Source organism: Arenimonas sp. (assembly GCF_035721105.1).
Taxonomy (GTDB): Bacteria; Pseudomonadota; Gammaproteobacteria; order Xanthomonadales; family Xanthomonadaceae; genus Arenimonas.
On record NZ_DASTNG010000040.1, the window covers coordinates 12,574 to 38,285 of the forward strand.

Sequence of the window (25,712 nt, forward strand, 5' to 3'; positions counted from 1 at the left end):
CTCTCAGGAGACACCTTGACCATGACGGTTACCGCCACCCAGGTGCTGCGTCCGCGCGGCCCGCACATTGAACGACTCGGTTCCAACCGCGCGAAGGTGGTCATCGAGCCGCTGGAGCGCGGCTACGGCCACACGCTGGGCAACGCCCTGCGTCGCGTGCTGCTGTCTTCGATCCCCGGCTTCGCCATCACGGAAGTCGAGATCGACGGCGTGCTGCACGAGTACACCACCGTCGAGGGCCTGCAGGAGGACGTGCTCGAAGTCCTGCTCAACCTCAAGGACGTCGCCATCCGCATGCACAACGTGGACCACACCACGCTGACGCTGCAGAAGAAGGGCCCGGGCATCGTCACCGCCGCCGACATCAAGGTCGACCACAACGTCGAGATCTTGAACGGTGACCACGTGATCGCCCACCTCACCAAGGACACGGCGCTGAACATGCGCCTGAAGATCGAGCGCGGTTTCGGCTACCAGCCGGCCGCCGATCGCCGCCGCCCGGACGAAGAGTCCCGTGCGATCGGCCGCCTGGTGCTGGACGCGACCTTCTCGCCGGTCCGCCGCGTCGCGTATGCCGTGGAAGCGGCCCGCGTGGAGCAGCGCACCGACCTGGACAAGCTGGTCCTGGAGATCGAGACCAACGGCACGATCGATGCCGAGGACGCGATCCGCACGGCCGCCGACATCCTCACCGACCAGCTTTCGGTCTTCGGTGACTTCACCCAGCGCGACCGCAGCGCCGCCAAGCTGCCGGCGACGGGCATCGATCCGGTGCTCCTGCGCCCGATCGACGACCTGGAGCTGACGGTGCGTTCGGCGAACTGCCTCAAGGCCGAGAACATCTACTACATCGGCGACCTGATCCAGCGCACCGAGGTCGAGCTGCTCAAGACCCCGAACCTGGGCAAGAAGTCGCTCACCGAGATCAAGGAAGTGCTGGCTCAGCGCGGCCTGTCCCTCGGCATGAAGCTGGAGAACTGGCCGCCGGCCGGCCTGCAGCAGGGCATGCTGGGCTGAGCCCGGTAATTCACTAAGGAAACACGACCATGCGCCATCGTAATTCCGGACGCCAACTCAGCCGCAACAGTGCCCATCGCGAAGCGATGTTCAGCAACATGGCGGCGTCCCTGATCAAGCACGAACTCATCCGCACCACCTTGCCCAAGGCCAAGGAACTGCGCCGCGTGGCCGAGCCGCTCATCACCATCGGCAAGACCGATGGCGTGGCGAATCGCCGCCTGGCCATGTCCCGCCTGCGTGACAAGGAAGCGGTCGGCAAGCTGTTCGTCGAGCTGGGCCCGCGTTACCAGGCCCGTCCCGGCGGCTACCTGCGCATCCTCAAGTGCGGCTTCCGTCCGGGCGACAACGCCCCGATGGCCTACGTCGAGCTGGTGGACCGTCCGCAGGCCGCGGCTGACGCCGAGTAAGCCAAGCGACACCGCAACACACCAAGACCCCGGCTCCGGCCGGGGTCTTCGTTTCCGGCCCGGGCCACCGGCCGGGCCGGCGCCAGAACTTCACCGCGCCGGCGCGGTCTGTGTACCCTGAGCCCCTCCGACACGGATTTGCACGATGACCGCCAACCCCTTCGCCTGGACCTTCCGTGCGCAGTACCTGACCGGCTTCGTGCTGTGCTTCGGACTGATCGGCTACGCGCTCTACGTGCAGTTCGGCATGCTGATGCTGCCGTGCCCGCTGTGCATCCTGCAGCGCATCGCGTTCGCGGCGCTTGGCCTGGTGTTCCTGGTCGGTGGCCTGCATTCGCCGCGGGGCCGGCTGGGCCGCGGTATCTACGGTTTCCTGGCGCTGTGCGCCGCCGGCGCCGGTGCCGGTGTCGCCGGCCGCCACGTCTGGCTGCAGTCGCTGCCGCCCAGCGACGTGCCGCTGTGCAGCAGCATGGGCCTGGACTACATGCTCGAGGCGATGGGGCCGCTGAAGGCGCTGTCGAGCATCCTGCAGGGCTCGGGCGAATGCGCCAAGGTCGACTGGACCTTCCTCGGCGTGTCGATGCCGGCCTGGACCCTGGTGTGGTTCGTCGGCCTGGGCCTGGGCGCGCTGTGGGCCGCGCTGCGCCGTCGCCCCTGAGTCAAGCAAGGCAGCACGCCCCGCGGCGCGATCGCCCGCGAGGCCGCCAACACAGCGTCCTGACAACGCCTCGGCGACGCTGTGGCATGATTTCCTTCCCTCTTTGAAACGGAACCACGATGAGCGCCAGTGATCGCAACCTGCAGTCCGTACCAGTGCCCGGCGATTGGACGCCGGCGAGCTGGCGGGGCCGGGTTGCGACCCAGCAGCCCACCTATCCCGATCCCGCCGCGCTGGCCCAGGTGCAGGATGAGCTGGGCCGGCTGCCGCCGCTGGTGACGTCCTGGGAAATCCTGGCGCTGAAGAAGCAGCTGGCCGAGGCCCAGGAAGGCAAGCGCTTCCTGCTCCAGGGCGGCGACTGCGCCGAGAGCTTCGCCGACTGCGAATCCGGGCTGATCTCCAATCGCCTGAAGGTGCTGCTGCAGATGAGCCTGGTGCTCGTGCACGGCCTGCGCCTGCCGGTGGTGCGCGTGGGCCGCTTCGCCGGCCAGTACGCCAAGCCGCGCTCGGCCGACACCGAGGAGCGCGGCGGCGTGTCGCTGCCCAGCTACCGCGGCGACTTCATCAACCAGCCCGAGTTCAGCGCCGAGGCGCGCACGCCGGATCCGCGGCGCATGGTGAAGGGCCACGCCCGCTCGGCGATGACGATGAACTTCGTCCGCGCCCTGGTCGACGGCGGCTTCGCCGACCTGCACCACCCGGAATACTGGGACCTGGGCTGGGTCGGCCACTCGCCGCTGTCGGACGAGTACCAGAAGATGGTCGCCGCGGTCGGCGACGCCGTGCGCTTCATGGAGACCATCGCCGGCGAGGCGCTGCACAACCTCAATCGCGCCGATTTCTACACCTCGCACGAAGCGCTGCTGCTGCCCTACGAGGAAGCGCTGACCCGCCAGGTGCCGCGCCAGTGGGGCTGGTTCAACCTGTCCACCCACTTCCCGTGGATCGGCATGCGCACGGCCGCGCTGGACGGCGCCCACACCGAGTACTTCCGCGGCATCCGCAATCCGATCGCGGTCAAGATCGGCCCCTCGGTCACGCCCGACCAGCTGCTGCGCCTCACCGACGTACTCAACCCCGAGAACGAGCCGGGCCGCCTGAGCTACATCCACCGCATGGGCGCCGGCAAGGTCGCTACCCAGCTGCCGCCGCTGCTCGACGCCATCCGCAAGGAGGGCCGCCGCGTGCTCTGGATCTGCGATCCGATGCACGGCAACACCGAAAGCACCAGCAACGGCTTCAAGACCCGGCGCTTCGACAACATCCGGGGCGAGGTCGAGGCCAGCTTCGAACTGCACGCGGCCGCCGGCACCCGCCTGGGCGGCGTGCACCTGGAACTGACCGGTGAAAACGTCACCGAATGCACCGGCGGCGCCCGTGACCTGACCGACATCGACCTCGAGCGGGCCTACCGCTCCACCGTCGATCCGCGCCTGAACTACGAGCAGTCGCTGGAGATCGCGATGCTGATCGTGCGCAAGCAGTCGCTGCTGGCCGCGCCGGTCCCGGCCTGAGACCGGCGCCGCCCGGCGGCCTCAGGCGCCCTGCGCCTGCGAGTAGCCCGCCTTGCCGTCGAACCGGTACAGGTTCTCGGTCTTGATCACGTCCAGGCCGGCGTGCGCGGCGCGCGCCATCAGCGCGGCGATCGCCAGCGGCGACACCCCGGCCGGGGCGCGGAAGCGGCAGCGCCAGTGGTCGGAGCACAGGGTGCGCGCGTTGCCGTTCGGGTAGACCTTCACGCCGCGGTTGGTGATCAGCTCCAGGCTGAAGTCGGGCCCCGCGATCCGCTCGAGGCGTGCGCCCAGGGCGGCGGGGGAGCGACCGTCCTGGTCCCAGTGCAGGAACAGGTCGACGCCTTCGAGCTGCTTGTCCGCGGCCGGGCGCCGCGCGACCGACAGGGTTCGCGCCGGCGCGGCCGCCGTCGTTTCCGTCCGGCTCGGGTAATCGACGGCACGCAGGCGGGTGGGCGCCTGGCCGAGCCGCTCGATCACGGCGTCGGCGAAGGCCTGGGTCCCGACCCGCCGGACCTGGCCCGCCGCCGCCACGTCGCCGGTCAGCACGCCGTCCTCGAGCGTGCGCAGCCAGGCGTTGTGGACCAGGGTGGCCGGCGCGCCGCGACCCAGGTGCACCAGCATCATCACCGCCGACAGCAGCAGGCCCGACGGGTTGGCGAGGTCCTTGCCCGCGATGTCGGGCGCCGAGCCGTGCACCGCCTCGAACATCGCCGCGCCGTAGCCGATGTTGGCCGAGGGCGCCAGGCCGATGGAGCCGGCCACTTCCGCGGCGACGTCCGAGAGGATGTCGCCGTAGAGGTTCGGGGTGACGATGACGTCGAAGTCGCGCGGGCGCGTCGCCACCCGGGCGGTGCCGATGTCGATGATCATGTGCTCGGTGGCGATGCCGGGGTACTCGGGGGCGATCTCCTCGAAGACGGCGTGGAACAGCCCGTCCGTGAGCTTCATGATGTTGTCCTTGGTCATGCAGGTGACCTTGCGGCGGCCGTTGGCCACGGCGTATTCGAAGGCATGCCGCACGATGCGCTCGCAGCCCGGGCGCGTGATCAGCTTCAGGCACTGCACCACTTCGTCGGTCTGCCGGTGTTCGATGCCCGCGTAGGTGTCCTCTTCGTTCTCGCGCACCACCACCAGGTCCATGCCCGGGTGCGGGGCCGGCAGCGCCGGGTGGTAGGCCACGCAGGGCCGGACGTTGGCGAACAGGCCCAGGGTCTTGCGCAGGGTGACGTTCACGCTCTTGAAGCCGCCGCCCTGGGGCGTCGACAGCGGCGCCTTGAGCAGCACGCCGTGCGAGGCGATCACGTCCAGCGCGTCGCCATCGAAGCCGCCGGCATGGCCGGCCTCGTAGGCCTTGAGGCCCAGCGACACTTCGTGGAAAGTGAGGGCCGGATCCGCTGCGGCAAGCACGCGCAGGGTGGCCGCCATGATTTCCGGACCGATGCCGTCGCCATGGGCGACCGCGATGGTACGGGCGGGGAGGGTGGCAGGCAGGCGATTTCCAGCGGCAGCAGACATATGAACTCCAATGCACGAAAAAAATGTCGTGAATATAGAATCAGGTTTTGAGCCGCCCGTCAATGACCCGGCCGCGTCCGCGGGCTGGACCTTCATGTCCAACCACACCCACGTGCTGGTGGCCCTGGCCTCGGTGCCGGGCGCGACGCTGCGCGAAGTCGCGGCGAAGGTGGGGATCACCGAGCGGGCGGTGCAGCGGATCGTGGCCGAGCTGGAGGGCGCCGGCGCGCTGGTGCGGGAACGCGAGGGCCGGCGCAACCTCTACCGAATCCAGCACGACCTGCGGCTGCGCCACCCGCTGGAGGCGCACCGTACGATCGGCGAATTGCTGGAACTGGTGCTGTCCGGGGCCTGAGCCCCGGCGGCGCTCAGGGCGCCAGCGTCGGCAGGTAGCGCGGCGGCTTGCGCGCCTTCGTGGCCTGCTCGAAGGCATGGCCCAGGGCCAGCAGCTCCGGCTCGCTGTAGGGCCGCCCCATGAACACCAGCCCGATCGGCAGGCCCTGCACCTCGCCCGAAGGCACGGTCAGGCTGGGTGTGCCGGCCACCGCGGCGCTGCCGTAGCCGGCGCCGCTGAAGTGGTCGCCGTTGATCCAGTCGGTCGGCCAGGCCGGCGAGGTGCTGGGGGCGATGATGGCGTCGAGCTGCGCGCCATCCAGCGCCTTGAGCAGGCCCTCGGCCCCGGCCAGGCGCCGGATGCGGTCACGCGCGGCCAGGTAGTCGGCCGAATCGAGCCCGCCCTTGGCCTGCGCCTGCAGGAACAGCTCCTGCCCGAACCAGGGCATGGCCTCGTCGGCGTGGGCGTCGTTCCAGGCGATCAGCGCTTCCAGCGAGCCGGGCACGCCGTCGCGCCCGGCCAGGTAGGCGTTGAGCCCGTCCTTGAACTCGTAGAGCAGCACCTCGAGCTCGTCCGCGCCCCACTGGCCCAGGGTGTCGATACGGACGTCCACCACCTCGGCGCCGGCGGCGCGCAGGGCGGCGATCGAGGCCTCGACGTTGGCGTCCACGCCCGGGTGGTAGCCCATGGCCTGGCGCAGCACGCCCAGGCGCTTGCCGGCCAGCGCGCCGGCATCCAGCGCGGCGGTGTAATCGACCGGAAGATTGCCGGCGGCCGCGTGCGAGGCCGGATCCTGCTCGTCGATGCCGGCCAGGGCGTTCATCAGCGCCGCCACGTCCGCCACCGTGCGGCCCATCGGGCCGGCGGTGTCCTGCGAGATCGAGATCGGAATGATGCCGTCCCGGCTGACCACGCCCACGGTCGGCTTCAGGCCCACCAGCCCGTTCACCGCGGACGGGCAGATGATGCTGCCGTCGGTCTCGGTGCCCACGCCCACGGTGGCCAGGCTGGCGGCGATGGCGCTGCCGGTGCCGGCGCTGGAGCCGCAGGGATTGCGGTCGAGCACGTAGGGGTTACGGGTCTGGCCGCCGCGCGAGCTCCAGCCCGAGCTTGAGCGGGTCGAGCGGAAGTTGGCCCACTCGCTCAGGTTGGTCTTGCCCAGGATCACGGCGCCGGCGTCGCGCAGGCGCGTGACCAGGAAGGCGTCGTCACCGGGGCGGTTGGCGGCCAGCGCCAGCGAGCCGGCGCTGTTGGCCATGCCGACCGCGTCGATGTTGTCCTTGAGCAGCACGGGGATGCCGTGCAGCGGGCCGCGCAGCTTGCCGGCGGCGCGCTCGGCGTCGAGCGCGCGGGCCTCGTCGATCGCCGCGGGGTTGGTTTCGATCACCGCCCGCAGGGCCGGGCCTTCGCGGTCGATCGCATCGATGCGCGCCAGGTAGGCGCGGGTGAGCGCTTCGGACGAGGTCTCGCCGGACGCCATGCGCGCTTGCGCGTCGGCGACGCCGAGCTCCTCCACGACGGGGTCGGCTGCGGCCATCGGCGCGGGCTCGGTGCCGGCGGGGGACGGGGCAGGCGATGGCGTGCAGGCCGCCAGCAGCAGGAGGAGGGCGAACGGAAGCAGACGGCGCATGGCGGGAATCCGGGCGGGCGGGCAGGGTGCGCCGCCGGCCGAGTATCCGGCGCGTCGCCGGACGCCGCAATGCACGTCAGGTGAAGAACACGCCCCAGGCCAGCCGCGCCACCAGCGCCAGCACCACCGCCAGGAAGACCATGCGGATGAAGCGGTCGCCCTGGCGGATCGCCAGCTTGCTGCCGACGTAGCTGCCGAGCATGTTGCCGATGATGAGCGGGATCGCCAGCAGCCAGACCACGTAGCCCGACAGCGCCAGCACGGTCCACGAGCTCAGGTCGGCGGCGACGTTGGTGGACTTCGAGACGGCGGAGGACTTCAGGAAGTCCAGGCCCAGCACGCTGACGAAGGCGAACACCATCAGGGTGCCGGTGCCGGGCCCGATCAGGCCGTTGTAGAAACCGCAGGCGCCGCCGACCGCCACCGCGGCCCAGGCTTCGCGATGCGGCGCGAACCGGCGCGCTTCCTTCTGGCCCAGGTCCTTGCGCAGCACCGTGTAGACGGCCAGCAGCACGCAGACCACCAGCACCGCCATCTTCAGGAGCTCGGGATCGCTGCGTTTGGCGAACTGCACGCCGATCGCCGAAGCGGCGAGGGCGGACACCAGGGCGGGGACGACGATGCGCCGCTCCACCACGACGTGGCGGAAGTAGTTCCAGGCGGCGACGCTGGTGCCCAGCAGCGAACTGGTGCGCTGGGTGCCGATGGCCTGCAGGATGTTCAGGCCCGGATGCAGGTTCAGCATGGCGGGCGTGAGGATCAGCCCGCCGCCGCCCACGATGCTGTCGAGCAGGCCGGCGGCGAAGCCGGCCAACGCAGTCAGCAGCCACAGTTCGGCCGTCATGGCCGTGCCTGCTACGGAAGGGCTCCCGGCTTAGCCGCGCGAGGCCTTCTTGCGGTCGTTCTCGGTGCGGAACTTCTTGCGCAGGCGGATCGCGACCGGGGTGATCTCGACCAGTTCGTCGTCGTCGATGAACTCCAGGGCCTGCTCGAGCGAGAACTTGACCGGCGGGATCAGGCCTTCGTCCTTGTCGGTGCCCGAGGCGCGGAAGTTGGTCAGCTGCTTGCCGCGCAGGGCGTTGACCGTGAGGTCGTTGTCCTTGGAGTGGATGCCGACGATCTGGCCTTCGTAGATCTCCTCGCCCGGCTCGACCATCAGGCGGCCGCGCTCCTGCATGGCGATCTGGGCGTAGGCCGGCGACGGGCCCTGGCCGTTGGAGATCAGCACGCCGTTCTGGCGCTGGCCGATCTCGCCTTCCTGCTTCGGCGCGTAATGGTCGAAGACGTGGAAGAGCAGGCCGGTGCCGGCGGTGATGGTGCGGAATTCGGTCTGGAAGCCGATCAGGCCGCGCGCCGGGATCAGGAAGTCGATGCGGACGCGGCCCTTGCCGTCCGGCTCCATGTTCTGGAGGATCGCCTTGCGCTCGCCCAGGCGCTGCATCACGCCGCCCTGGTACTGCTCCTCGAGGTCGACCACCAGCGACTCGAACGGCTCGGACTTCACGCCGTCGATGTCCTTGATGATCACTTCCGGGCGCGACACGGCCAGCTCGTAGCCTTCGCGGCGCATGGTCTCGATCAGGATCGAGAGGTGCAGCTCGCCGCGGCCACTGACCTTGAACTTGTCGGCGTCGGCGGTGTCCTCGACCTTCAGCGCGACGTTGTGCTGGGTCTCGCGCATCAGGCGGTCGCGCAGCTGGCGCGAGGTCAGGAACTTGCCGCCGCTGCGCTCCTTGCTGCCGGCGAAGGGCGAGTCGTTGACCTGGAAGGTCATCGAGATGGTCGGCTCGTCGACGGTGAGCACCGGCAGCTGCTCGGCGGCGCCGAGGTCGCAGACGGTGTCGGAGATGCCCAGGCCTTCGATGCCGGAGATCGCGATGATGTCGCCGGCGCGCGCTTCCTTCACCTCATGGCGCTCCAGGCCCATGAAGCCGAGCACCTGCAGCACCTTGGCGTTGCGGGTCTTGCCGTCGCGCGCGACCACCGTGACCTGCTGGTTGGTGCGGATGGTGCCGCGCTGCACGCGGCCGACGCCGATGATGCCGACGTAGTTGTTGTAGTCGAGCGAGGTGATGCGCATCTGGAACGGGCCGTCCATGTCGACCGGCGGCGGCGCCACCTTGTCGACGATGGTCTGGAACAGCGGGGTCATGTCGCCCGAGCGCACCGATTCGTCCATGCCGGCGTAGCCGTTCAGGCCCGAGGCGTACACGGTGGTGAAGTCGAGCTGCTCGTCGGTGGCGCCCAGGCGGTCGAACAGGTCGAAGGTCTGGTTGAGCACCCAGTCCGGGCGCGCGCCCGGGCGGTCGACCTTGTTGATCACCACGATCGGCTTGAAGCCCATTGCGAAGGCCTTCTGGGTCACGAAGCGGGTCTGCGGCATCGGGCCGTCCATCGCATCGACCAGGATCAGCACCGAGTCGACCATCGACAGTACGCGCTCGACCTCGCCGCCGAAGTCGGCGTGGCCCGGGGTGTCGACGATGTTGATGCGGTATTCCTGGCCGTCCGGCGCGGTCCAGCGGATCGCGGTGTTCTTGGAAAGGATCGTGATGCCACGCTCCTTTTCGATGTCGTTGCTGTCCATCGCGCGCTCGGCGAGCTGCTGGCGTTCACCCAGGGTGTTGGACTGCTTGAGCAGCTGGTCGACCAGGGTCGTCTTGCCATGGTCGACGTGGGCGACGATGGCGATGTTGCGGAGCTTTTCGATGGACATGCGGATGGACGCCTCGCGGCGTGCTGCTCTTGGCTGGGGAAGCCGGCGATTATAGCGGTAAACCCTTGCTGAATGCCTGTTCAGGCGCCCGGGCGCGGGCCCGCCTGTGGCATCCTATCCGGCCCGCCGGGTCCCGCCCGGCCACCCCTGCCGGAGCCCGACATGTCCCTGACCGCCGTTTTCACCACTTCCCGCGGCCCGATCCGCATCAAGCTGCACGCCGACAAGGCGCCGCTGACGGTCGCCAACTTCGTCAACCTGGCCCAGCGCGGCTTCTACGACGGCCTCAGCTTCCACCGCGTCATCCCCGATTTCATGATCCAGGGTGGCTGCCCCAAGGGCACCGGCACCGGCAACCCGGGCTACCGCTTCGAGGACGAGTGCCGCGCCGACCTGCGCCACGACAAGCCGGGCGTGCTGTCGATGGCCAACGCCGGCCCGGGCACCAACGGCAGCCAGTTCTTCATCACCCACGTCGCCACCCCGTGGCTCGACGGCAAGCACACCGTGTTCGGCGAAGTCATCGGCGCCGGTGACCAGCAGGTCGTGGACGCCGTGCGCGGCGGCGACAAGATCGAGAGCGTGAAGATCGAGGGCGACGCCGCGCCGCTGCTGGCCAGCCAGGCCGCCCGCGTCAGCGAGTGGAACAAGGCCATCGACGCCCAGGCCTGAGGCCCGGCGCCGGCCGGGGCGCGACGCCCCGGCCGCGCCTCACTCCACGAAGCGCAGGCTGTCGAACAGCCGCGAGACCGCTTCCGCGTCCCGGCCGTAGTAGTGCTCGGCCGGCGCGATCCACACCAGCAGGGTCAGCCGGCCGTCGTGTTCGGCCGCCGTGGCCAGGCCGCGGTATTGCAGGCCGCCCGGGTTGTCCAGCGCCAGGTCGAAGCGGAGTCCCGGCGTCGGTCCCCAGGTTGCCGGCCGCAGGTCGCTGCCGCGCACGTTGGCCCAGCCGCCGCCGCGCAGGCCGTCGAGCACGATGTCGCGGACCTCGTCCGGCCGCATGCCGGCGCGGAACCAGGGGCCATCGGGCCGGCTGCGGCGCGCCTTCGCGCCCAGGAACACGTGCTCGCCCGGCTTGATCCGGGAAATGATCATCAGCTGGTTCAGCGGCGCGCCGTCGATCGTCCACTGCTCCTGGCGCGGCGCCTTCAGCCGGGCCCAGTCGAGCTCGGTGTCCAGCGCCAGGTCGAACACGCGGGCATCGCCGGCGGTCTGCAGGCGGCCGCCCGCGCCGCCGGTGGCGCAGGCGGCGAGCACCGCCACGGCCAGCGCCAGGGTCACGATGCGAAGCAGTTTCCGGCTCATCGGGCGGTCTCCAGTTCAGCGAGGTATTGCTGCACGAACGCGGCGTCTTCGGCGTCCGGCGCCAGGTCCAGGTAGTGGCGCAGCGCCGCCGTCGCCTCGTCCGGACGCGCCTGCGCGCGCAGGGCCAGGCCGTGTTCGCGGAAGGCGGCCGCGGGCGGGTCGGGCAGGGCCACGGCCTCGGCGTAGAGCGCATGGGCGCGGGCCAGGTCGCCCTCGGCCGCGCGCCGGCGGTAGGCCTCGCCCTCGAAGAAGGCGTAGGTCGCCTGCAGGTCGGGCTCGGCGTGGGCGCGCAGGTCTGTGATCACCCGCACGGATGAGTCGTACATCCGCCGCGACAGCTCCATCTCCAGCCAGTGCGCCAGGAACGGCCGCACCGCGGCGCGGTAGGCCTCGCGCCCGGATTCGCCTTCGTCCCGGGGGTGGGCGGCGGCCGCGGCGCGCACGTCCTCGAGCCGCTCGGCGGTCTTCGGGTGGCTGGCGAACACCGGCACCGGCTTGCCGTAGCGGCGGGCGTCCTCCTCGTCCTTCATGCGCTGCCACAGCCGGGCCCCGGCGTGGGCGTCGTAGCCCTGGCCGGTGGCGACGTCGAAGCCGATGTCGTCGGCCTCGCGTTCGGCGTCGCGCGAGAACTGGTACATGCTGGCCGTGCCCAGGATGTTGGCCAGGTAGCTGGCCGCCCCGGCGCCGCCGCCCCAGGCCAGCAGCCCGAACGAACCCAGGAAGGCCGAGCTGCGCTTGGCCCGGCGCCACTGCTGGAGCGAGTGCCGCTGGCGGAAGTGGGCGAATTCGTGGCCCAGCACCAGGGCCAGTTCGGCTTCGTCCTGGAAGCGGAGCAGGGCGCCGGTCCAGACGATCATCATGCCGTTGGGCGACATCGAGGCGTTGAACCAGGGCTGTTCGACGATGTAGACCCGCATGTCGCCGCAGTGGTCGGCGGCGACCCGGCAGGCGACGCCGCGGACGTATTCGTTCAGGGCCGGGTCGCGCACCAGGCTGGGGTGCTGCTGCAGTTCGCGCTCCGAGCGCTCCATCGCGTACCACAGCTCGTCCTCGTCGCTGCCGGCCGGCGGGCGCTGGCCCGGGCGCGCCGGGTCCACCGCCTGCAGGGCGGGCGGGGCGAGGGCCAGCAGGCAGGCCAGCAGCAGGGCCGGGCGGCGGCTCACAGCGGCAGTCCGGTCATCATTTCCTCCACGGTCTGGGCCGCGCCTTCCGGGTCGCGCAGGTCGCCGGACTGGTTCGACATCAGGTTGAACCACACCACCTGGCCCGTGCGCAGGTCGACCAGGGTGGCGACGCCGACCTGCTGGCCGCCGCCGATGTCGACATAGCTGCCCATCGCGGCCCCGGCCAGGAAGCCGAGCACGCGCATCGCCTTGCGCCCGCCGCTGGCGTAGCTGTCGCGGATGTAGGTGAACAGCGCGTAGTCGGCGCCGGTAGCCTCGCGCAGGGTCTCGACGCCGGGGCCCAGGGTCCAGTCGAGCTTGCGGTCCTTGGTGGCCAGGTAGCTGCCGGAGCGGGTGTAGACGGCGATGCTGGTGGCCACCGCCTCGTTCAGGCGCACCACCTGGCCCAGGCGGGAATCCGGCGCGAGGTCGTCGGGGAGGTCGAAGTCGGGCTGGCGGGCCGTGCCGCCGGCGTCGAGCAGGCGCGCGACCTGGGCGGGGAAGTGCCGCCGCGCGGCCTCCGACCACTCCCGGCGCGGCTCCTGCAGGCCGCCGGCGGTGACCTCGGTCAGCTCGATGTCGGGCTCGACCACCACCACGCTGCCCTGGATGCGCAGCGGGCGGCCGGCATCGTCGGTGGCGACGCGGTTCTGGTCGTAGGCCGCGGCCTGCAGCGGAAGCCACAGGGCCAGGGCCCAGGCGAGGTGAAAGCGGATGCGACGGGTCGTGGCCATGGCGTTCCTCCTGGCCCACAGCATGCCCGATTGCCCGTCACGGGCAAGCCCGGCCCGGGGCCCGGGACAGGCGTGCGTGGTATCCTTTCGGGGTTTTTCCGCCCCGCCACAACATCCTGCGAGGATTGCGATGCCCCAGCTCGCCACGCGCATGGGCCGTGCCAAGCCCAGCGCCATCATGGCCGTCGCCGACAAGGCCAAGAAGCTCAAGGCCGAAGGCCGCGACATCGTCAGCTTCTCGATCGGCGTCCCCAACTTCCTGCCCGGCGAGCACGTCTACGCCGCCGCCCGCGAGGCCCTGGCCAAGGACAGCGGCCAGTACGGCAGCAACCGCGGCTCGGACGCCCTGCTCGACGCCTTCCTGCACCACCTCGAGGGCCTGGGCCTGACCGGTTACACGCGCCTGCACTGCGCCACTGGCATCGGCGCCAAGCACATCCTCTACAACCTGGCCGAGGCCCTGCTGGACGAGGGCGACACCATCGCCTACGCCGTCCCGTACTGGACCACCTACGCCGACATCGCCGAGGTGCTCAACGCGAAGATCCTCGAGCTGCCGTGCCCGGCCAGCCAGGACTACAAGCTCACCCCGGCCCAGCTCGACGCGGCGCTGGCGACCAAGCCCAAGGTGTTCCTGTTCAACAACCCGAACAACCCGACCGGCATGGTCTACACGCGCGAGGAAATCGCCGCGCTCGCCGATGTGGTCGCGAAGCATCCCGATACCTGGGTCATCACCGACGACATCTACAACACGATGGTGTTCGACGGCCTGGGCTACCACAACTTCGTGCAGGCCCGTCCCGAGCTGCGCGACCGCGTCATCTTCGTCGACTCGCTGTCCAAGACCTACGGCATGCCCGGCTGGCGCGTCGGCTTCATGGCCGGCCCGGAAGTCGTGGCCAAGGCGATGACGGTGCTCAACTCCACCCACATCACCAACCTGCCGGAAGTCGTCGTGGCCGCCGCGGTCGCCGCACTCACCGGCCCGCAGGACGTGCCGCTGGGCAAGTGCGCCGAGTTCCAGGCCAAGCGCGACCTCGTGGTGGACACGATGAACGCGATCCCGGGCGTCATCTGCCCGAAGCCGCAGGGCGCGTTCTACGTGTTCCCCGACATCAGCTGCGCCTTCGGCAAGTCGCACGACGGCAAGCTGATCGCCAACGACGTCGATTTCTGCAGCGTGCTGCTGGAAGCCAAGGGCGTGGCCTGCGTGCCGGGCTCGGCCTTCGGCGAGCCGCGCGCGCTGCGCATCAGCTACACCTGCCCGACCGAGCAGCTGCCCAAGGGCCTGCAGCGGATCCAGGAATTCTTCGCCGAACTTTCGTAAGGAGCTGTCATGAAAACCCCCGTTCGCGTTGCCGTCACCGGTGCCGCCGGCCAGATCGGTTACTCCCTGCTGTTCCGCATCGCCTCGGGCGAGATGCTGGGCAAGGACCAGCCGGTGATCCTGCAGATGCTGGAACTGCCGATGGAGAAGGCCCAGGCCGCCCTCCGCGGCGTGATGATGGAGCTCGAGGACTGCGCCTTCCCGCTGCTGGCCGGCATGGTCGGCACCGACGACCCGATGGTCGCGTTCAAGGACGCCGACGTGGCCCTGCTGGTCGGCGCCATGCCGCGCGGCCCGGGCATGGAGCGCAAGGACCTGCTGCTCAAGAACGCCGAGATCTTCACCGTGCAGGGCAAGGCCATCAACGCCGTCGCCTCGCGCGACATCAAGGTGCTGGTGGTTGGCAACCCGGCCAACACCAATGCCTACATCGCCATGAAGTCGGCGCCGGACATCAGCCCGAAGAACTTCACCGCGATGCTGCGCCTCGACCACAACCGCGCGCTGTCGCAGCTGGCCCTCAAGGCCGGCGCCGACGTCGCCGGCATCGAGAAGCTGATCGTCTGGGGCAACCACAGCCCGACCATGTATCCCGACTACCGCTTCGCCACCGTGGCCGGCGGCTCGCTCAAGGACAGGATCGGCGACGAGGCCTGGAACCGCGAGACCTTCATCCCGAAGGTCGGCAAGCGCGGCGCCGCCATCATCGAGGCCCGCGGCCTCAGCTCGGCCGCTTCGGCCGCCAATGCCGCCATCGACCACGTCCGCGACTGGGTGCTGGGCACGAACGGCAAGTGGACCACGATGGGCATCCCGTCCGACGGCAGCTACGGCATCCCGAAGGACGTGATGTACGGCTTCCCGGTCACCTGCAAGGACGGCAAGTACGAGATCGTGCAGGGCCTTGAGATCGACGAGTACTCGCGCACGATGATGGACAAGACCCTGGCCGAGCTCGAGGAAGAGCGCGCCGGCGTCGCCCACCTGCTCTGATGGCACCGCGAAGGCGACCTCCGGGTCGCCTTCGCGCTTGAGGGAATCGAAATGACAGACAAGCATTCGGCCGGCGCGCGCTTCCGCGCCGCCCTGGCCGCCGAGTCGCCGCTGCAGGTGATCGGCGCCATCAACGCCAACCACGCGCTGCTGGCCCAGCGCGCCGGTTATCGCGCGATCTATCTCTCTGGCGGTGGCGTCGCCGCCGGCTCGCTCGGCATCCCCGACCTTGGCATCACCGGCATGGAAGACGTGCTGGTCGACACCCGCCGCATCACCGACGTCTGCGACCTGCCGCTGTTGGTCGACATCGACACCGGCTTCGGCCCCAGCGCCTTCAACATGGCGCGCACGGTGAAGTCGCTGATCAAGGCCGGCGCCGCTGCCTGCCACCTCGAGGACCAGGTCGGCGCCAAGCGCTGCGGCCACCGCCCGGGCAAGGAGATCGTGCCGGTCGACGAGATGGTGGACCGCGTCAAGGCCGCGGTGGATGCGAAGACCGACAAGGACTTCTTCATCATCGCCCGCACCGACGCCATCGCCGTGGACGGGGTGGACGCCGCGATCGAGCGCGCGGTGCGCTGCGTCGAGGCCGGCGCCGACGGCATCTTCGCCGAGGCCGCCTACGACCTGCCCACCTACCAGCGCTTCGTCGACGCGGTGAAGGTGCCGGTGCTGGCCAACATCACCGAGTTCGGCCAGACCCCGCTGTTCACCCGCGACGAACTGGCCTCGGTCGGCGTGGCCATCCAGCTCTACCCGCTGTCCGCGTTCCGCGCCATGAACAAGGCCGCCGAGGCCGTGTACACCGCCATCCGCCGCGATGGCCACCAGAAGGCGGTGGTCGATTCGATGCAGACCCGCGACGAGCTCTACGACCGCATCGGTTACCACGCCTACGAGCAGCGCCTCGACGCCCTGTTCGCCAAGAAGAAATAAGGGAGACCACCATGACCGAATCCACCCTGCCCAAGCCCAAGAAGTCCGTCGCCCTGAGCGGCACGCCGGCCGGCAACACCGCGCTGTGCACCGTCGGCCGCAGCGGCAACGACCTGCACTACCGCGGCTACGACATCCACGACCTGGCCACGAAGGCCGGCTTCGAGGAAGTGGCGCACCTGCTGGTGCACGGCGTGCTGCCCACCGCCGCCCAGCTGGCGGCCTACAAGACCAAGCTCAAGCGCCTGCGTGGCCTGCCGGCGATCGTCACGGACGCGCTGGAGCTGGTGCCCGCCAATGCCCATCCGATGGACGTCCTGCGCACCGGCTGCTCGGTGCTGGGCGTGGTGCTGCCCGAGCGCGATGGCCACCCGGTGAACGAAGCCCGCGACATCGCCGACAAGCTGATGGCGAGCTTCGGTTCGATGCTGCTGTACTGGTGGCACTTCACCCGCAACGGCCGCCGCATCGACGTCGAGACCGACGACGACACCATCGCCGGGCATTTCCTGCACCTGCTGCACGGCGAGCCGCCCAGCGCCTCGCACGCGCGCGCGCTCGACCAGTCGCTGGTGCTGTACGCCGAGCACGAGTTCAACGCCTCCACCTTCACCGCGCGCGTCATCGCCGGCACCGGCTCGGACCTGTTCAGCTGCATCACCGGCGCCATCGGCGCGCTGCGCGGCCCCAAGCACGGCGGCGCCAACGAAGTGGCGATGGAGATCATCGCGCGCTACGGCAGCGCCGACGAGGCCGAGGCCGACATCCGCGCCCGCGTCGAGCGCAAGGAGATCGTCATCGGCTTCGGCCACCCGGTGTACACCATCGGCGACCCGCGCAACCCGATCATCAAGGACATCAGCCGCACGCTCTGCAAGGAGGGCGGCAACCAGGTGCTGTTCGACGTCAGCGAGCGCATCGAGACGCTGATGATGGACCTGAAGAAGATGTTCCCGAACCTCGATTGGTACAGCGCGTCGGCGTACCACATGATGGGCGTGCCGACCGCGATGTTCACCCCGCTGTTCGTGATCGCCCGCACCAGCGGCTGGTCGGCGCACGTGATCGAGCAGCGCATCGACGGCAAGATCATCCGCCCCAGCGCGAACTACACCGGTCCCGAGGACCGCGCCTTCGTCGCCATCGACAAGCGCTGACCCGGCGACCCCGGGGAACGAAAAAGGCCGCGCAGGGATGCGCGGCCTTTTTTATTGCCCGGTTGGCCCGCCCGGCGGAGAGCCCGGCCGGCGCCGCCGGCGCGCGCTCAGGGCGCCAGGCGCTGGGTCTGGTGCGGGCCGGCCGGCACGCCGACCGTCGGCACCGTCATGGTCACGGTCGGCGGCGTCAGGCGCTGGACCCGGAAGAAGGTGTGGTCGCCGATGGTGGCCACCCGCGGGGCCGTGGCCCAGGCCGGGTTGGCCAGGTCCAGGGCGGCGAAGTGGCTGGCGCCCGGGACGACCTCGTTGCGCTGGCCGGCCGGCTGGCGCCAGTCGTTCTGGGTCTCGAACGCGACCTGCACGGCCTTTTCCCAGGCCTTGAGGTTCTTCATCCGCAGGCCCGGATGGACGATGGTCGGGGCGAACTGCTTGCGGGCGGTCACCACCTCGCAGACCGAGGCGCCCCAGCGGCCGCTGTCGCGGCGGCGCAGGGCCACTTCGGCCACGGCGCGCTGGCCCAGTTCGGACTGGTCACGGGCTTCCAGGTAGATCGTCGTCGCCAGGCAGAGCGGGTCGGCGGCGGGCTGGGGCAGTACCTGGGCAAGCCACAGGATGAAAGACAGCTTCATGGCGGAACTCCTTGCTCCGTTGCGCCGCAATTCCCCGTCCGCCTCTCGGCGGGTCGCCTGCTGAAGTTCAACGGGACGAGGGAAGGCTTGCGGCCTGGCGTTTTGGGGATGGACGAGCGGGGCTCGCATTCCGGACGGGGCGGCGTAGGTTGGGCGCCGTCCGGAAACCCCGCCAAGCCATGCGCTGGGGGGCCGTATCTGGCCGGCGGGTCCTGGGGACGGGAGCCGGTTCCGACGCGCATGGTACGGCCAGAACCCGAACGCCAGCTGAACAGCCTTTCACAAGCTGTTGATTTTATTTGGAGTGAATACTCCAGCCGGCCGCGGAAAACGCGGCCGGAGGCTTTAAAACGCCGCGGCCAGCCGGCTGCCCTGGTCGATCGCGCGCTTGGCGTCCAGCTCGGCCGCCACGTCGGCACCGCCGATCAGGTGCGGCTGCCGCCCGGCCGCCACCAGCGGATCGAACAGGGCGCGCAGCGGCTCCTGGCCGGCGCAGACGACCACGTGGTCGACCGGCAGGCACTGTTCGCGGCCGTCGACCCGGATCCGCAGGCCCTCGTCGTCCACCCCCAGGTACTCGACGCCGCCCAGGGCCACGACGCCCTTGCCCTTGAGCGCGGCGCGGTGGATCCAGCCGGTGGTCTTGCCCAGGCGCGCGCCCGGCTTCCCGGGGCTGCGCTGCAGCAGCCAGACCTCGCGGGCGGGCGCCTCGGGCGCCGGCTTGGCCAGGCCGCCGGAGCCCTCGAAGTCCGGGGCCACGCCCCATTCCGCCAGCCAGCGGCGGGTGTCCAGGGTCGGCGACTCGCCTTCGTGGACCAGGTACTCGGCCACGTCGAAGCCGATGCCGCCAGCGCCGATGATCGCCACCTTGCGGCCGGGCAGGACCCGGCACGACAGCACGTCCAGGTAGCTGACGACCTTGGCGTGGTCGCTGCCCGGGAAGTCGACCCTGCGCGGGCGGATGCCGGTGGCCAGCACGATCTCGTCGAAGCCGCCGGCCAGCAGCTGCGCCGCGTCGACCGCCGCGCCCAGGCGCTGCTCGACGCCGGTGAGCTGCAGGCGCTTGTCGAAGTAGCGCAGCGTCTCGTGGAATTCCTCCTTGCCCGGGATGGTCTTGGCCAGGTTGAACTGGCCGCCGATCCGCGGCGAGGCGTCCATCAGGGTGACCTGGTGGCCGCGCTCGGCCGCCACCGTGGCGCAGGCCAGGCCGGCGGGACCGGCACCGACCACCGCGATCCGGCGCGGCGTGGCCGCCGGCAGGTAGTTGAGCTCGGTCTCGGCGCAGGCGCGCGGGTTGACCAGGCAGCTGGCCTTCTTGGCCACGAACACGTGGTCCAGGCAGGCCTGGTTGCAGGCGATGCAGGTGTTGATCTCGTCGCGGCGGCCGGAGCGGGCCTTGGCGACCCACTGTGGGTCGGCCAGCAGCGGGCGGGCCATGGACACCATGTCGGCCTGGCCGCGGGCCAGGATGTCCTCGGCAACTTCGGGCATGTTGATGCGGTTGGTGGCCACCAGCGGCAGCGCCACGTGCGGCTTGAGCTTGGCGGTGACGCCGGCGAAGGCTGCCCGCGGCACCGAGGTGGCGATGGTGGGCACCCGCGCCTCGTGCCAGCCGATGCCGGTGTTGATGATCGTGGCGCCGGCGGCTTCGATCGCCTTGGCCTGCAGCACGATCTCGTCCCAGTCCGAGCCGCCTTCGACCAGCTCGAGCATGGACAGCCGGTAGATCAGGATGAAGTCCGGGCCCACCGCCTCGCGGATGCGGCGGACGATCTCGACCGCGAAGCGCATGCGCTTCTCCGGGGTGCCGCCCCAGGCGTCGCTGCGCTTGTTGGTGCGCGCCGACAGGAACTGGTTGATCAGGTAACCCTCGGAGCCCATGACCTCGACGCCGTCGTAGCCGGCCTCGCGGGCCAGGCGCGCGGTGTTGACGAAGGCCTTGATCTGGCGCTCGACGCCCCAGGCGGTGAGCGCGCGCGGCGTCAGCGGGCTGATCGGCGCCTTCACCTTGGAGGCCGACACCAGCAGCGGATGCGCGGCGTAGCGGCCCGCGTGCAGGATCTGCATGCAGATCCGGCCGCCGGCCTCGTGCACGGCGCGGGTGACGATGCGGTGCTTGTGGATTTCCCAGGGCCAGCTGAGCTTGCCGGCGAAGGGCTTGAGCCAGCCGACCAGGTTCGGTGCGATGCCGCCGGTGACCATCAGGCCGACGCCGCCCTCGGCGCGTTCGCGGAAGTAGGCCGCGAGCTTGGGGAAGTCGCGGGCGTGGTCCTCCAGGCCGGTGTGCATCGAGCCCATCAGCACGCGGTTGGGCAGGATGCAGAAGCCGAGGTCGAGGGGCTGGAAGAGGTGCGGGTAGGGCGAGGCGGTCATGGCGGGCGGGTCGTTCGGCACAGCGCACCACCTTGCCCGGAATGGCCGCGACCGACAAGCCGCGGACGCGTCCTGTCGCGCGCCCCGGCGCCGTTATTCTGGGGGCCCCGGGTCGGCGAGACGGGGTCGCTTCTGGCACCATACGGTTCATCGCCCTCGCCACGACGCACGGACTGCCGCCCATGAGCCAGCAAGACATCCGTTCCGCCCAGCGCCCTGAGCCCGACCAGGCGATGGTGGACATCGCCAACTACGTCACCGACTACTACATCGGTTCGTCGGAGGCCTACACCACGGCGCGCTTCATGCTGCTCGACTCGCTGGCCTGCTCGATGCTGGCAATGCGCCACCCCGAGTGCGTCAAGCACCTGGGTCCGATCGTGCCCGGCGCCACCCTCCCGGGCGGCGCCCGCGTCCCCGGCACCTCGTTCGAGCTCGACCCGGTGCAGGCGGCCTACAACATCGGCGTCCAGGTGCGCTGGCTCGACTTCAACGACACCTGGCTGGCGGCCGAGTGGGGCCACCCGTCCGACAACCTCGGCGCCATCCTCGCGGTGGCCGACTACCTCAGCCGCAAGGCCGAGCGCGAACACGGCAAGATGATCACGGTCCGCGACGTGCTCACCGCCGCCATCAAGGCCCACGAGATCCAGGGGTCCTACGCCCTGCTCAACAGCTTCAACCGGGTCGGCCTGGACCACGTGCTGCTGGTGCGGCTGGCCTCCACGGCGGTCGCCACCCACCTGCTGGGCGGCGGCAAGGAAGAGATCATCAACGCCGTCAGCCACAGCTGGGTCGACGGCGGCGCCCTGCGTACCTACCGCCATGCCCCCAACGCGGGTCCCCGCAAGGGCTGGGCCGCCGGCGACGCCTGCCGCCGCGCGGTCACCCACGCCCTGAACGCGGTGAAGGGCTGCGTGGGCTACCCCAGCGCGCTGACCGCCCGCACCTGGGGCTTCTACGACGTGCTGTTCGGCGGCAAGCCCTTCGCCTTCGATCGTCCGTTCGGCAGCTACGTGATGGAAAACGTGCTGTTCAAGATCAGCCACCCGGCCGAGTTCCACGGCCAGACGGCGGTCGAGTGCGCCATGGCGCTGCATCCCAAGGTCGCCGGCAAGATCGACCAGATCGACCGGATCGTGATCGAAACCCAGGACGCGGCCCGCCGCATCATCGACAAGACCGGCCCGCTGGCCAATCCGGCCGACCGCGACCACTGCCTGCAGTACATGGTCGCCGTGCCGCTGCTGTTCGGCCGGCTGGACGCCGAGGACTATTCCGACGCCCGCGCCGCCGACCCGCGCATCGACGCGCTGCGCGACCGCATGGAGGTCCGCGAGAACCCGGACTTCACGCGCGACTACGCCGATCCCGAGAAGCGCTACATCGGCAATGCCGTCGAGGTCTTCTTCAAGGACGGCAGCCGCTCGGGCAAGGTCTCGATCGACGTCCCCCTGGGCCACCGCGAGCGGCGGGGGGAGGGCCTCCCGGTCCTGCTCCAGAAATTCGAGTCGGCCGCCCGGGGCCAGCTGCCCGGCCGGAAGGTCGACCAGATCCTGGCCCTCACCGGGGACACCTCCCGGTTCGAGGCCACCCCGATCCACCGCTTTGTGGATTTGTTCACGTTGTGAAGGGCAGGCTTGCCTAACGGGTAGTTCGAATGTTAGATTCCCGTTAACGCAAGAACAGTTAGCGTTGAATCGTGTCCACGTGGTGCGTCGCAACGTCGTCTGTGCCCCCGTGTAAAGTCACCCCTGTTGATATGGAGCTAGTCATGAAGAAGAACCTCCTGTGCTGCGCCCTGCTTGCCGCGGCCGCCATGGCGCAATCCGCTGCTGCTCAAGATTTTGATGACCGTTGGTACGTCTCCGGCGGTGCCGGCCTGAACTTCCAGGACGACGATCGCGCCACCGCCGACGGCATGTACTACACCCTCGGCATGGGCAAGTTCATCTCCCCGAACTGGTCGCTCGACGGTGAGATCAACTACCAGAACCCGAACTTCAACGGCCGCGAACTGCTGTTCAGCCAGTACGGTGCCACCATCGACGCGCGCTACCACTTCATCAAGGAAGGCCGCAGCTGGAACCCGTACCTGCGCTTCGGCCTGGGCGCGCAGAAGTCGGAAGAAGAGTTCGACAACTTCCCGAACCCGGCCTCCCCGGGCCAGCGCGAAGACACCAACCTGACCGCGCAGATCGGCCTCGGCGTGCAGGGCAACTGGGACCGCTACGCCCTGCGTGGCGAGCTGGCCGAGCGCCTGTCGTTCGACGACACCTCGGTCGTCGCCCCGAGCTCGGACCGCTTCAATGACCTGATCGCCGGCGTCACCCTGCTCGTGAAGCTCGGCGACCTCGCCGCGCCGGTCGAGCCGACCCCGGCCCCGGTCGTCCCGCAGACCACCTGCGCCGACCTGGACGACGACGGCGACGGCATCAACAACTGCGACGACAAGTGCCCGGGTTCGGCCGCTGGCCAGGCCATCGGTCCGGACGGCTGCCCGGTGCAGCTGACCATCGACCTGAAGGGCGTGAACTTCGACTTCGACAAGGACACCCTGCGTCCGGACGCCGAGGCCATCCTGGCCGAGGCCGTGTCGATCCTCGCCAAGTACCCGCAGCTGCGCGTTGAAGTCGCCGGCCACACCGACTCGGTCGGTTCGGAGCAGTACAACCAGGGCCTGTCCGAGCGTCGCGCCCGCACGGTGTACAACTACCTGACCAACAACGGCATCGACGCCGGTCGCCTGGTCGGTCCGAGCGGCTTCGGCGAAAGCCGTCCGCTGGACACCAACGACACCGCCGAAGGCCGCGCGCGCAACCGCCGCACCGAGCTGAACGTCCAGAACTGATTCCGATCAGTTCCGGCGGCAATCCACGGAGCCCGGCCTTGTGCCGGGCTTCGTTTTTTCGAGCGGCTGCATCGCTTTTGTGAACTGCCTCACGTTTTTCGTGATTGCGTGAGACGCAGGTCACACCTAAGCTGCCGCAACCCCCCGAACACCGGTGTCACATGATCCGCAGCGCCCTCCTGGTTTCCCTCTTCCTGCCGGCCCTCGCGGCCGCCGCCACCGCGCCCTGCGGTACCCCGGTGTCCCCGCCGGTCCCGGCCACCGTTCCGGCCCCCGAGATGTACCGCGCACCGCCGGCGTCCGCGGCCTGCGTGAACGTCACTGATTTCCTCGCCCGCGCCAGCCAGCCGGCGCCCCGCCAGGTCGCGGCGCGCGAGCAGGCCGCCGCGCCTGCCGCACCCGCCGCGGCCCCGGCCTACCAGCCCAAGACCGCGCACGACAATTCGCCCTGGCGCTTCGACATGAGCCAGAACGGCCGGCGCATGACCGCCGAGGAATTCGATGCGTGGATGAAGGCCAAGGGCATCCGCGTGGCCACCGGCAAGCCCGGCACCGCCACGACCACGGCCGCGCCGGCCGCCGCGCCGGCGCCCGCCGCCGCCGGCTGCCGCGTCACCGCTACCGAGAAGTGCTGAACCGGTAGTGGGCCACGGCCCACTCGTTGCCGCCTGAGTAGCCGAAGAGTTCGGCGCAGGCCATCCAGAACATCCGCCAGCGCTGGTGCCAGCGCGCCGCTTCGGCGGCGCCGTAGGCCTCGGTCAGCACCGCCATCACCTCGTCGCGATTGCGGTCCTGGTTCTCGAGCCACTGGTTGGCGGTGCGCTCGTAGTGGCGGCCCGACAGCAGCCAGCGCTGTTCGATCGACAGGTCGTCCTGGAAGTGCAGCAGGGTATCCGCCGACGGCATCAGGCCGCCGGTGAAGAAGTAGCGGCCCATCCAGTTGTCATCGCCCTCGGTCTCGAACGGATACATCAGGCTGCGGTGGCAGAAGATGTGCACGAACAGCTTGCCGCCCGGCACCAGCCAGCGCGACACGCGGCCCAGCAGGTGCTGGTAGTTGCGCATGTGTTCGAACATCTCGATCGACACCGCGCGGTCGAACTGGTGCTCCGGCAGCTCGAGCTGGTTCACATCGCAGGTGAGGATCTCGATGTTGCCCAGGCCGCGGCGTGCGGCCTGGGCCAGGATGTGCTCGCGCTGGGTGCGGGAGTTCGACACGCCGGTGATGCGCGCGTTCGGGAAGCGCTGCGCCATCCACAGCGTCAGCGAGCCCCAGCCGCAGCCCAGCTCGAGGATGCGCTGGCCGTCGGCCAGCTCGGCCCGCTCGCCGTACAGCGCCAGCATGGCCTCTTCCGCGGTATCGAGGTCCTCGTCGCCGTTGGCGTAGTAGCAGCTCGAGTACTTGAGCCGCTTGCCCAGGCACAGTTCGAAGAATCGGGTCGGCACTTCGTAGTGCTGCTCGTTGGCGGCCGCGGTCTCGATCGCGATCGGGCTCTGGCGCAGTTCGTCGAGCAGGCCGCGGAAGCGCCGGTCGGCCGCCTCCAGGTCACTGGCGCCCTCGTCGCGCAGGCGCTGCGCGCATAGGCGGCGGATGCCGAGGCGGGTGAGGGCATCGGGCAGCAGGCCGCGCTCGCACAGGTCGATCAGGGACATTCAGGGCTCCGGTCAATCAGGGGTTGCGGCGCGGCGGCCAGGGGAAGAAGGCGCTGACTTCGCGCTGGTAGCGGGCATAGTCCTCGCCGCGCGAGCGCAGCGACTGGGCTTCGGTCCAGGGGATGCCGCTGACCCGGTACAGGAAGGCGAACATCACCACCGGGCCGGCCAGCGAGAACCAGAACAGCGGGCTGCCCACGGCCAGCAGCACGTAGCTGAACCAGTGCAGCCATTCGAAGAAGTAGTTCGGGTGCCGCGACCACGCCCAGAGCCCGGCCCGGCAGGTCTTGCCGCGGTTGGCGGGTTCGGCGCGGAAGCGCGCCAGCTGGCGGTCGGCGAGCGATTCGCCGGCCATGGACACCAGCCACACCGCGATCGCCAGCAGGATCCAGCCGCTGACCTGGTAGTCCGGGTTGGCCGCGGCCGCCATGAAGGGCAGCGAGAACAGCACCACCACCACCGCCTGCAGCTGGAAGAAAGCGAAGAAGCGCGCCGGACTGCCGTTCCAGGCTTCGCGCAGGGCGCGGTAGCGGCCGTCTTCCTCCTCGTTCAGGACCCGGTGCAGCAGGTGCAGGCACAGTCGCGCGCCCCAGACGCTGCCGAACATCGCCACCAAGCCGCGCACCAGCGGCGCGCCCTCGCCGACGATGCCGGCGAACAGCGCCGCCAGGGCCATCAGCCCGGCCCAGCCGACGTCGACGTAGCCGACGTTACGGACCCGCATCGAGAACGCCCACAGCGCCGTCATCGCCAGCGCCGAGGCCAGCCAGACGATGCCGAGGGATTGCCAG

At 69.9% G+C, this 25,712-nt stretch carries 23 protein-coding genes and 1 pseudogene; 13 read left to right on the forward strand and 11 right to left on the reverse strand.

All coding sequences use genetic code 11. The features are described from left to right. The first annotated feature begins 21 nt into the window (after positions 1-21). The 4 genes from VFQ84_RS05450 (at position 22) to VFQ84_RS05465 (ending at position 3,599) form a co-directional block, all read left to right on the forward strand. Positions 22-1,017, forward strand: coding sequence for a DNA-directed RNA polymerase subunit alpha (locus tag VFQ84_RS05450; protein ID WP_325130017.1), 996 nt, complete (start codon positions 22-24; stop codon positions 1,015-1,017). A gap of 29 nt (positions 1,018-1,046) precedes the next feature. Next, positions 1,047-1,427, forward strand: coding sequence for a 50S ribosomal protein L17 (gene rplQ / locus VFQ84_RS05455; RefSeq protein ID WP_325130019.1), 381 nt, complete (start codon positions 1,047-1,049; stop codon positions 1,425-1,427). A 145-nt stretch (positions 1,428-1,572) separates the two neighbouring features. After that, positions 1,573-2,085, forward strand: coding sequence for a disulfide bond formation protein B (locus VFQ84_RS05460; protein ID WP_325130021.1), 513 nt, complete (start codon positions 1,573-1,575; stop codon positions 2,083-2,085). Positions 2,086-2,204: 119 nt separating this feature from the next. Continuing rightward, positions 2,205-3,599, forward strand: coding sequence for a class II 3-deoxy-7-phosphoheptulonate synthase (locus VFQ84_RS05465; RefSeq protein ID WP_325130023.1), 1,395 nt, complete (start codon positions 2,205-2,207; stop codon positions 3,597-3,599). A 21-nt stretch (positions 3,600-3,620) separates the two neighbouring features. Here VFQ84_RS05465 and VFQ84_RS05470 read toward each other — a convergent pair whose 3' ends face one another. Then, on the reverse strand, positions 3,621-5,114 hold the full coding sequence (locus VFQ84_RS05470; RefSeq protein WP_325130025.1) for an NADP-dependent isocitrate dehydrogenase: 1,494 nt from the start codon (positions 5,112-5,114) through the stop codon (positions 3,621-3,623). 94 nt (positions 5,115-5,208) lie between these two features. On the opposite strand from VFQ84_RS05470, the gene VFQ84_RS05475 reads away from it, so the two are divergent. Further along, a complete protein-coding gene (locus VFQ84_RS05475; RefSeq protein WP_325130026.1) occupies positions 5,209-5,469 on the forward strand; it encodes a helix-turn-helix transcriptional regulator in 261 nt (86 codons plus the stop codon). Positions 5,470-5,482: 13 nt separating this feature from the next. Here VFQ84_RS05475 and VFQ84_RS05480 read toward each other — a convergent pair whose 3' ends face one another. The 3 genes from VFQ84_RS05480 to typA form a co-directional block, all read right to left on the reverse strand. Then, positions 5,483-7,078, reverse strand: a complete 1,596-nt coding sequence (locus VFQ84_RS05480) for an amidase (protein WP_325130028.1) — start codon at positions 7,076-7,078, stop codon at positions 5,483-5,485. Positions 7,079-7,154: 76 nt separating this feature from the next. Continuing rightward, positions 7,155-7,922 carry a sulfite exporter TauE/SafE family protein gene (locus VFQ84_RS05485; protein ID WP_325130030.1) on the reverse strand — a complete coding sequence of 256 codons (768 nt, stop codon included), beginning with the start codon at positions 7,920-7,922 and terminating at the stop codon, positions 7,155-7,157. 30 nt (positions 7,923-7,952) lie between these two features. Then, complete coding sequence (gene typA, locus VFQ84_RS05490) at positions 7,953-9,794, reverse strand: translational GTPase TypA (RefSeq protein ID WP_325130032.1); 1,842 nt, start codon at positions 9,792-9,794, stop codon at positions 7,953-7,955. A gap of 162 nt (positions 9,795-9,956) precedes the next feature. On the opposite strand from typA, the gene VFQ84_RS05495 reads away from it, so the two are divergent. Beyond that, positions 9,957-10,466 (forward strand): peptidylprolyl isomerase, encoded by a 510-nt coding sequence (locus VFQ84_RS05495; RefSeq protein WP_325130034.1) that lies wholly within the window; start codon positions 9,957-9,959, stop codon positions 10,464-10,466. Between the two features lie 39 nt (positions 10,467-10,505). On the opposite strand, the gene VFQ84_RS05500 is transcribed toward VFQ84_RS05495, so the two are convergent. The 3 genes from VFQ84_RS05500 to VFQ84_RS05510 are packed head-to-tail and all read right to left on the reverse strand — an operon-like array spanning position 10,506 to position 12,996. Then, the gene (locus VFQ84_RS05500) at positions 10,506-11,099 is read right to left on the reverse strand and encodes a hypothetical protein (RefSeq protein WP_325130036.1); all 594 of its coding nucleotides are present in this window, start codon (positions 11,097-11,099) and stop codon (positions 10,506-10,508) included. After that, positions 11,096-12,262: a M48 family metalloprotease gene (locus VFQ84_RS05505; protein WP_325130037.1), complete on the reverse strand. Its 1,167-nt coding sequence runs from the start codon at positions 12,260-12,262 to the stop codon at positions 11,096-11,098. Before VFQ84_RS05505 ends, VFQ84_RS05500 begins: the two co-directional genes overlap by 4 nt. Next, entirely contained in the window at positions 12,259-12,996 is a 738-nt protein-coding gene (locus tag VFQ84_RS05510) for a hypothetical protein (RefSeq protein WP_325130039.1), read from the reverse strand. The genes VFQ84_RS05505 and VFQ84_RS05510 overlap by 4 nt, the downstream gene beginning before the upstream one ends. A gap of 130 nt (positions 12,997-13,126) precedes the next feature. On the opposite strand from VFQ84_RS05510, the gene VFQ84_RS05515 reads away from it, so the two are divergent. Genes VFQ84_RS05515 through prpC form a run of 4 tightly spaced genes read left to right on the forward strand, consistent with a single transcriptional unit; the run spans position 13,127 to position 17,415 of the window. Next, positions 13,127-14,326, forward strand: a complete 1,200-nt coding sequence (locus VFQ84_RS05515) for an aminotransferase class I/II-fold pyridoxal phosphate-dependent enzyme (protein ID WP_325130041.1) — start codon at positions 13,127-13,129, stop codon at positions 14,324-14,326. Between the two features lie 9 nt (positions 14,327-14,335). Further along, the gene (locus VFQ84_RS05520; protein WP_325130043.1) at positions 14,336-15,319 is read left to right on the forward strand and encodes a malate dehydrogenase; all 984 of its coding nucleotides are present in this window, start codon (positions 14,336-14,338) and stop codon (positions 15,317-15,319) included. A gap of 51 nt (positions 15,320-15,370) precedes the next feature. Then, on the forward strand, positions 15,371-16,258 hold the full coding sequence (prpB, locus tag VFQ84_RS05525; protein ID WP_325130045.1) for a methylisocitrate lyase: 888 nt from the start codon (positions 15,371-15,373) through the stop codon (positions 16,256-16,258). Positions 16,259-16,269: 11 nt separating this feature from the next. Beyond that, the gene (gene prpC, locus VFQ84_RS05530; protein ID WP_325130047.1) at positions 16,270-17,415 is read left to right on the forward strand and encodes a bifunctional 2-methylcitrate synthase/citrate synthase; all 1,146 of its coding nucleotides are present in this window, start codon (positions 16,270-16,272) and stop codon (positions 17,413-17,415) included. A gap of 182 nt (positions 17,416-17,597) precedes the next feature. Here prpC and VFQ84_RS05535 read toward each other — a convergent pair. Together VFQ84_RS05535 and VFQ84_RS05540 are read right to left on the reverse strand one after the other, a co-directional pair. Continuing rightward, positions 17,598-18,044: pseudogene (locus tag VFQ84_RS05535) on the reverse strand (cell wall hydrolase); the annotation flags it as partial. A 345-nt stretch (positions 18,045-18,389) separates the two neighbouring features. Beyond that, positions 18,390-20,417 (reverse strand): NADPH-dependent 2,4-dienoyl-CoA reductase, encoded by a 2,028-nt coding sequence (locus VFQ84_RS05540; RefSeq protein ID WP_325130049.1) that lies wholly within the window; start codon positions 20,415-20,417, stop codon positions 18,390-18,392. 182 nt (positions 20,418-20,599) lie between these two features. On the opposite strand from VFQ84_RS05540, the gene VFQ84_RS05545 reads away from it, so the two are divergent. The 3 genes from VFQ84_RS05545 (at position 20,600) to VFQ84_RS05555 (ending at position 23,903) form a co-directional block, all read left to right on the forward strand. Further along, positions 20,600-22,048, forward strand: a complete 1,449-nt coding sequence (locus VFQ84_RS05545; RefSeq protein WP_325130051.1) for a bifunctional 2-methylcitrate dehydratase/aconitate hydratase — start codon at positions 20,600-20,602, stop codon at positions 22,046-22,048. A gap of 143 nt (positions 22,049-22,191) precedes the next feature. Next, complete coding sequence (locus tag VFQ84_RS05550; RefSeq protein ID WP_325130052.1) at positions 22,192-23,268, forward strand: OmpA family protein; 1,077 nt, start codon at positions 22,192-22,194, stop codon at positions 23,266-23,268. Positions 23,269-23,429: 161 nt separating this feature from the next. Further along, positions 23,430-23,903, forward strand: coding sequence for a hypothetical protein (locus tag VFQ84_RS05555; protein ID WP_325130054.1), 474 nt, complete (start codon positions 23,430-23,432; stop codon positions 23,901-23,903). On the opposite strand, the gene VFQ84_RS05560 is transcribed toward VFQ84_RS05555, so the two are convergent. Continuing rightward, a complete protein-coding gene (locus tag VFQ84_RS05560) occupies positions 23,887-24,921 on the reverse strand; it encodes a cyclopropane-fatty-acyl-phospholipid synthase family protein (protein WP_325130056.1) in 1,035 nt (344 codons plus the stop codon). The two genes, VFQ84_RS05555 and VFQ84_RS05560, sit on opposite strands and share 17 nt — an antisense overlap. A 16-nt stretch (positions 24,922-24,937) precedes the next feature. Continuing rightward, a complete protein-coding gene (locus tag VFQ84_RS05565; RefSeq protein WP_325130142.1) occupies positions 24,938-25,669 on the reverse strand; it encodes a DUF1295 domain-containing protein in 732 nt (243 codons plus the stop codon). Positions 25,670-25,712 lie beyond the last annotated feature (43 nt).

Coding starts and splice junctions, on each gene's coding strand:
- VFQ84_RS05450 (WP_325130017.1), top strand. CDS start 22: ATGACGGTTACCGCCACCCAGGTGCTGCGTCCGCGCGGCCCGCACATT.
- rplQ (WP_325130019.1), top strand. CDS start 1,047: ATGCGCCATCGTAATTCCGGACGCCAACTCAGCCGCAACAGTGCCCAT.
- VFQ84_RS05460 (WP_325130021.1), top strand. CDS start 1,573: ATGACCGCCAACCCCTTCGCCTGGACCTTCCGTGCGCAGTACCTGACC.
- VFQ84_RS05465 (WP_325130023.1), top strand. CDS start 2,205: ATGAGCGCCAGTGATCGCAACCTGCAGTCCGTACCAGTGCCCGGCGAT.
- VFQ84_RS05470 (WP_325130025.1), bottom strand. CDS start 5,114: ATGTCTGCTGCCGCTGGAAATCGCCTGCCTGCCACCCTCCCCGCCCGT.
- VFQ84_RS05475 (WP_325130026.1), top strand. CDS start 5,209: ATGTCCAACCACACCCACGTGCTGGTGGCCCTGGCCTCGGTGCCGGGC.
- VFQ84_RS05480 (WP_325130028.1), bottom strand. CDS start 7,078: ATGCGCCGTCTGCTTCCGTTCGCCCTCCTCCTGCTGCTGGCGGCCTGC.
- VFQ84_RS05485 (WP_325130030.1), bottom strand. CDS start 7,922: ATGACGGCCGAACTGTGGCTGCTGACTGCGTTGGCCGGCTTCGCCGCC.
- typA (WP_325130032.1), bottom strand. CDS start 9,794: ATGTCCATCGAAAAGCTCCGCAACATCGCCATCGTCGCCCACGTCGAC.
- VFQ84_RS05495 (WP_325130034.1), top strand. CDS start 9,957: ATGTCCCTGACCGCCGTTTTCACCACTTCCCGCGGCCCGATCCGCATC.
- VFQ84_RS05500 (WP_325130036.1), bottom strand. CDS start 11,099: ATGAGCCGGAAACTGCTTCGCATCGTGACCCTGGCGCTGGCCGTGGCG.
- VFQ84_RS05510 (WP_325130039.1), bottom strand. CDS start 12,996: ATGGCCACGACCCGTCGCATCCGCTTTCACCTCGCCTGGGCCCTGGCC.
- VFQ84_RS05515 (WP_325130041.1), top strand. CDS start 13,127: ATGCCCCAGCTCGCCACGCGCATGGGCCGTGCCAAGCCCAGCGCCATC.
- VFQ84_RS05520 (WP_325130043.1), top strand. CDS start 14,336: ATGAAAACCCCCGTTCGCGTTGCCGTCACCGGTGCCGCCGGCCAGATC.
- prpB (WP_325130045.1), top strand. CDS start 15,371: ATGACAGACAAGCATTCGGCCGGCGCGCGCTTCCGCGCCGCCCTGGCC.
- prpC (WP_325130047.1), top strand. CDS start 16,270: ATGACCGAATCCACCCTGCCCAAGCCCAAGAAGTCCGTCGCCCTGAGC.
- VFQ84_RS05540 (WP_325130049.1), bottom strand. CDS start 20,417: ATGACCGCCTCGCCCTACCCGCACCTCTTCCAGCCCCTCGACCTCGGC.
- VFQ84_RS05545 (WP_325130051.1), top strand. CDS start 20,600: ATGAGCCAGCAAGACATCCGTTCCGCCCAGCGCCCTGAGCCCGACCAG.
- VFQ84_RS05550 (WP_325130052.1), top strand. CDS start 22,192: ATGAAGAAGAACCTCCTGTGCTGCGCCCTGCTTGCCGCGGCCGCCATG.
- VFQ84_RS05555 (WP_325130054.1), top strand. CDS start 23,430: ATGATCCGCAGCGCCCTCCTGGTTTCCCTCTTCCTGCCGGCCCTCGCG.
- VFQ84_RS05560 (WP_325130056.1), bottom strand. CDS start 24,921: ATGTCCCTGATCGACCTGTGCGAGCGCGGCCTGCTGCCCGATGCCCTC.
- VFQ84_RS05565 (WP_325130142.1), bottom strand. CDS start 25,669: ATGACGGCGCTGTGGGCGTTCTCGATGCGGGTCCGTAACGTCGGCTAC.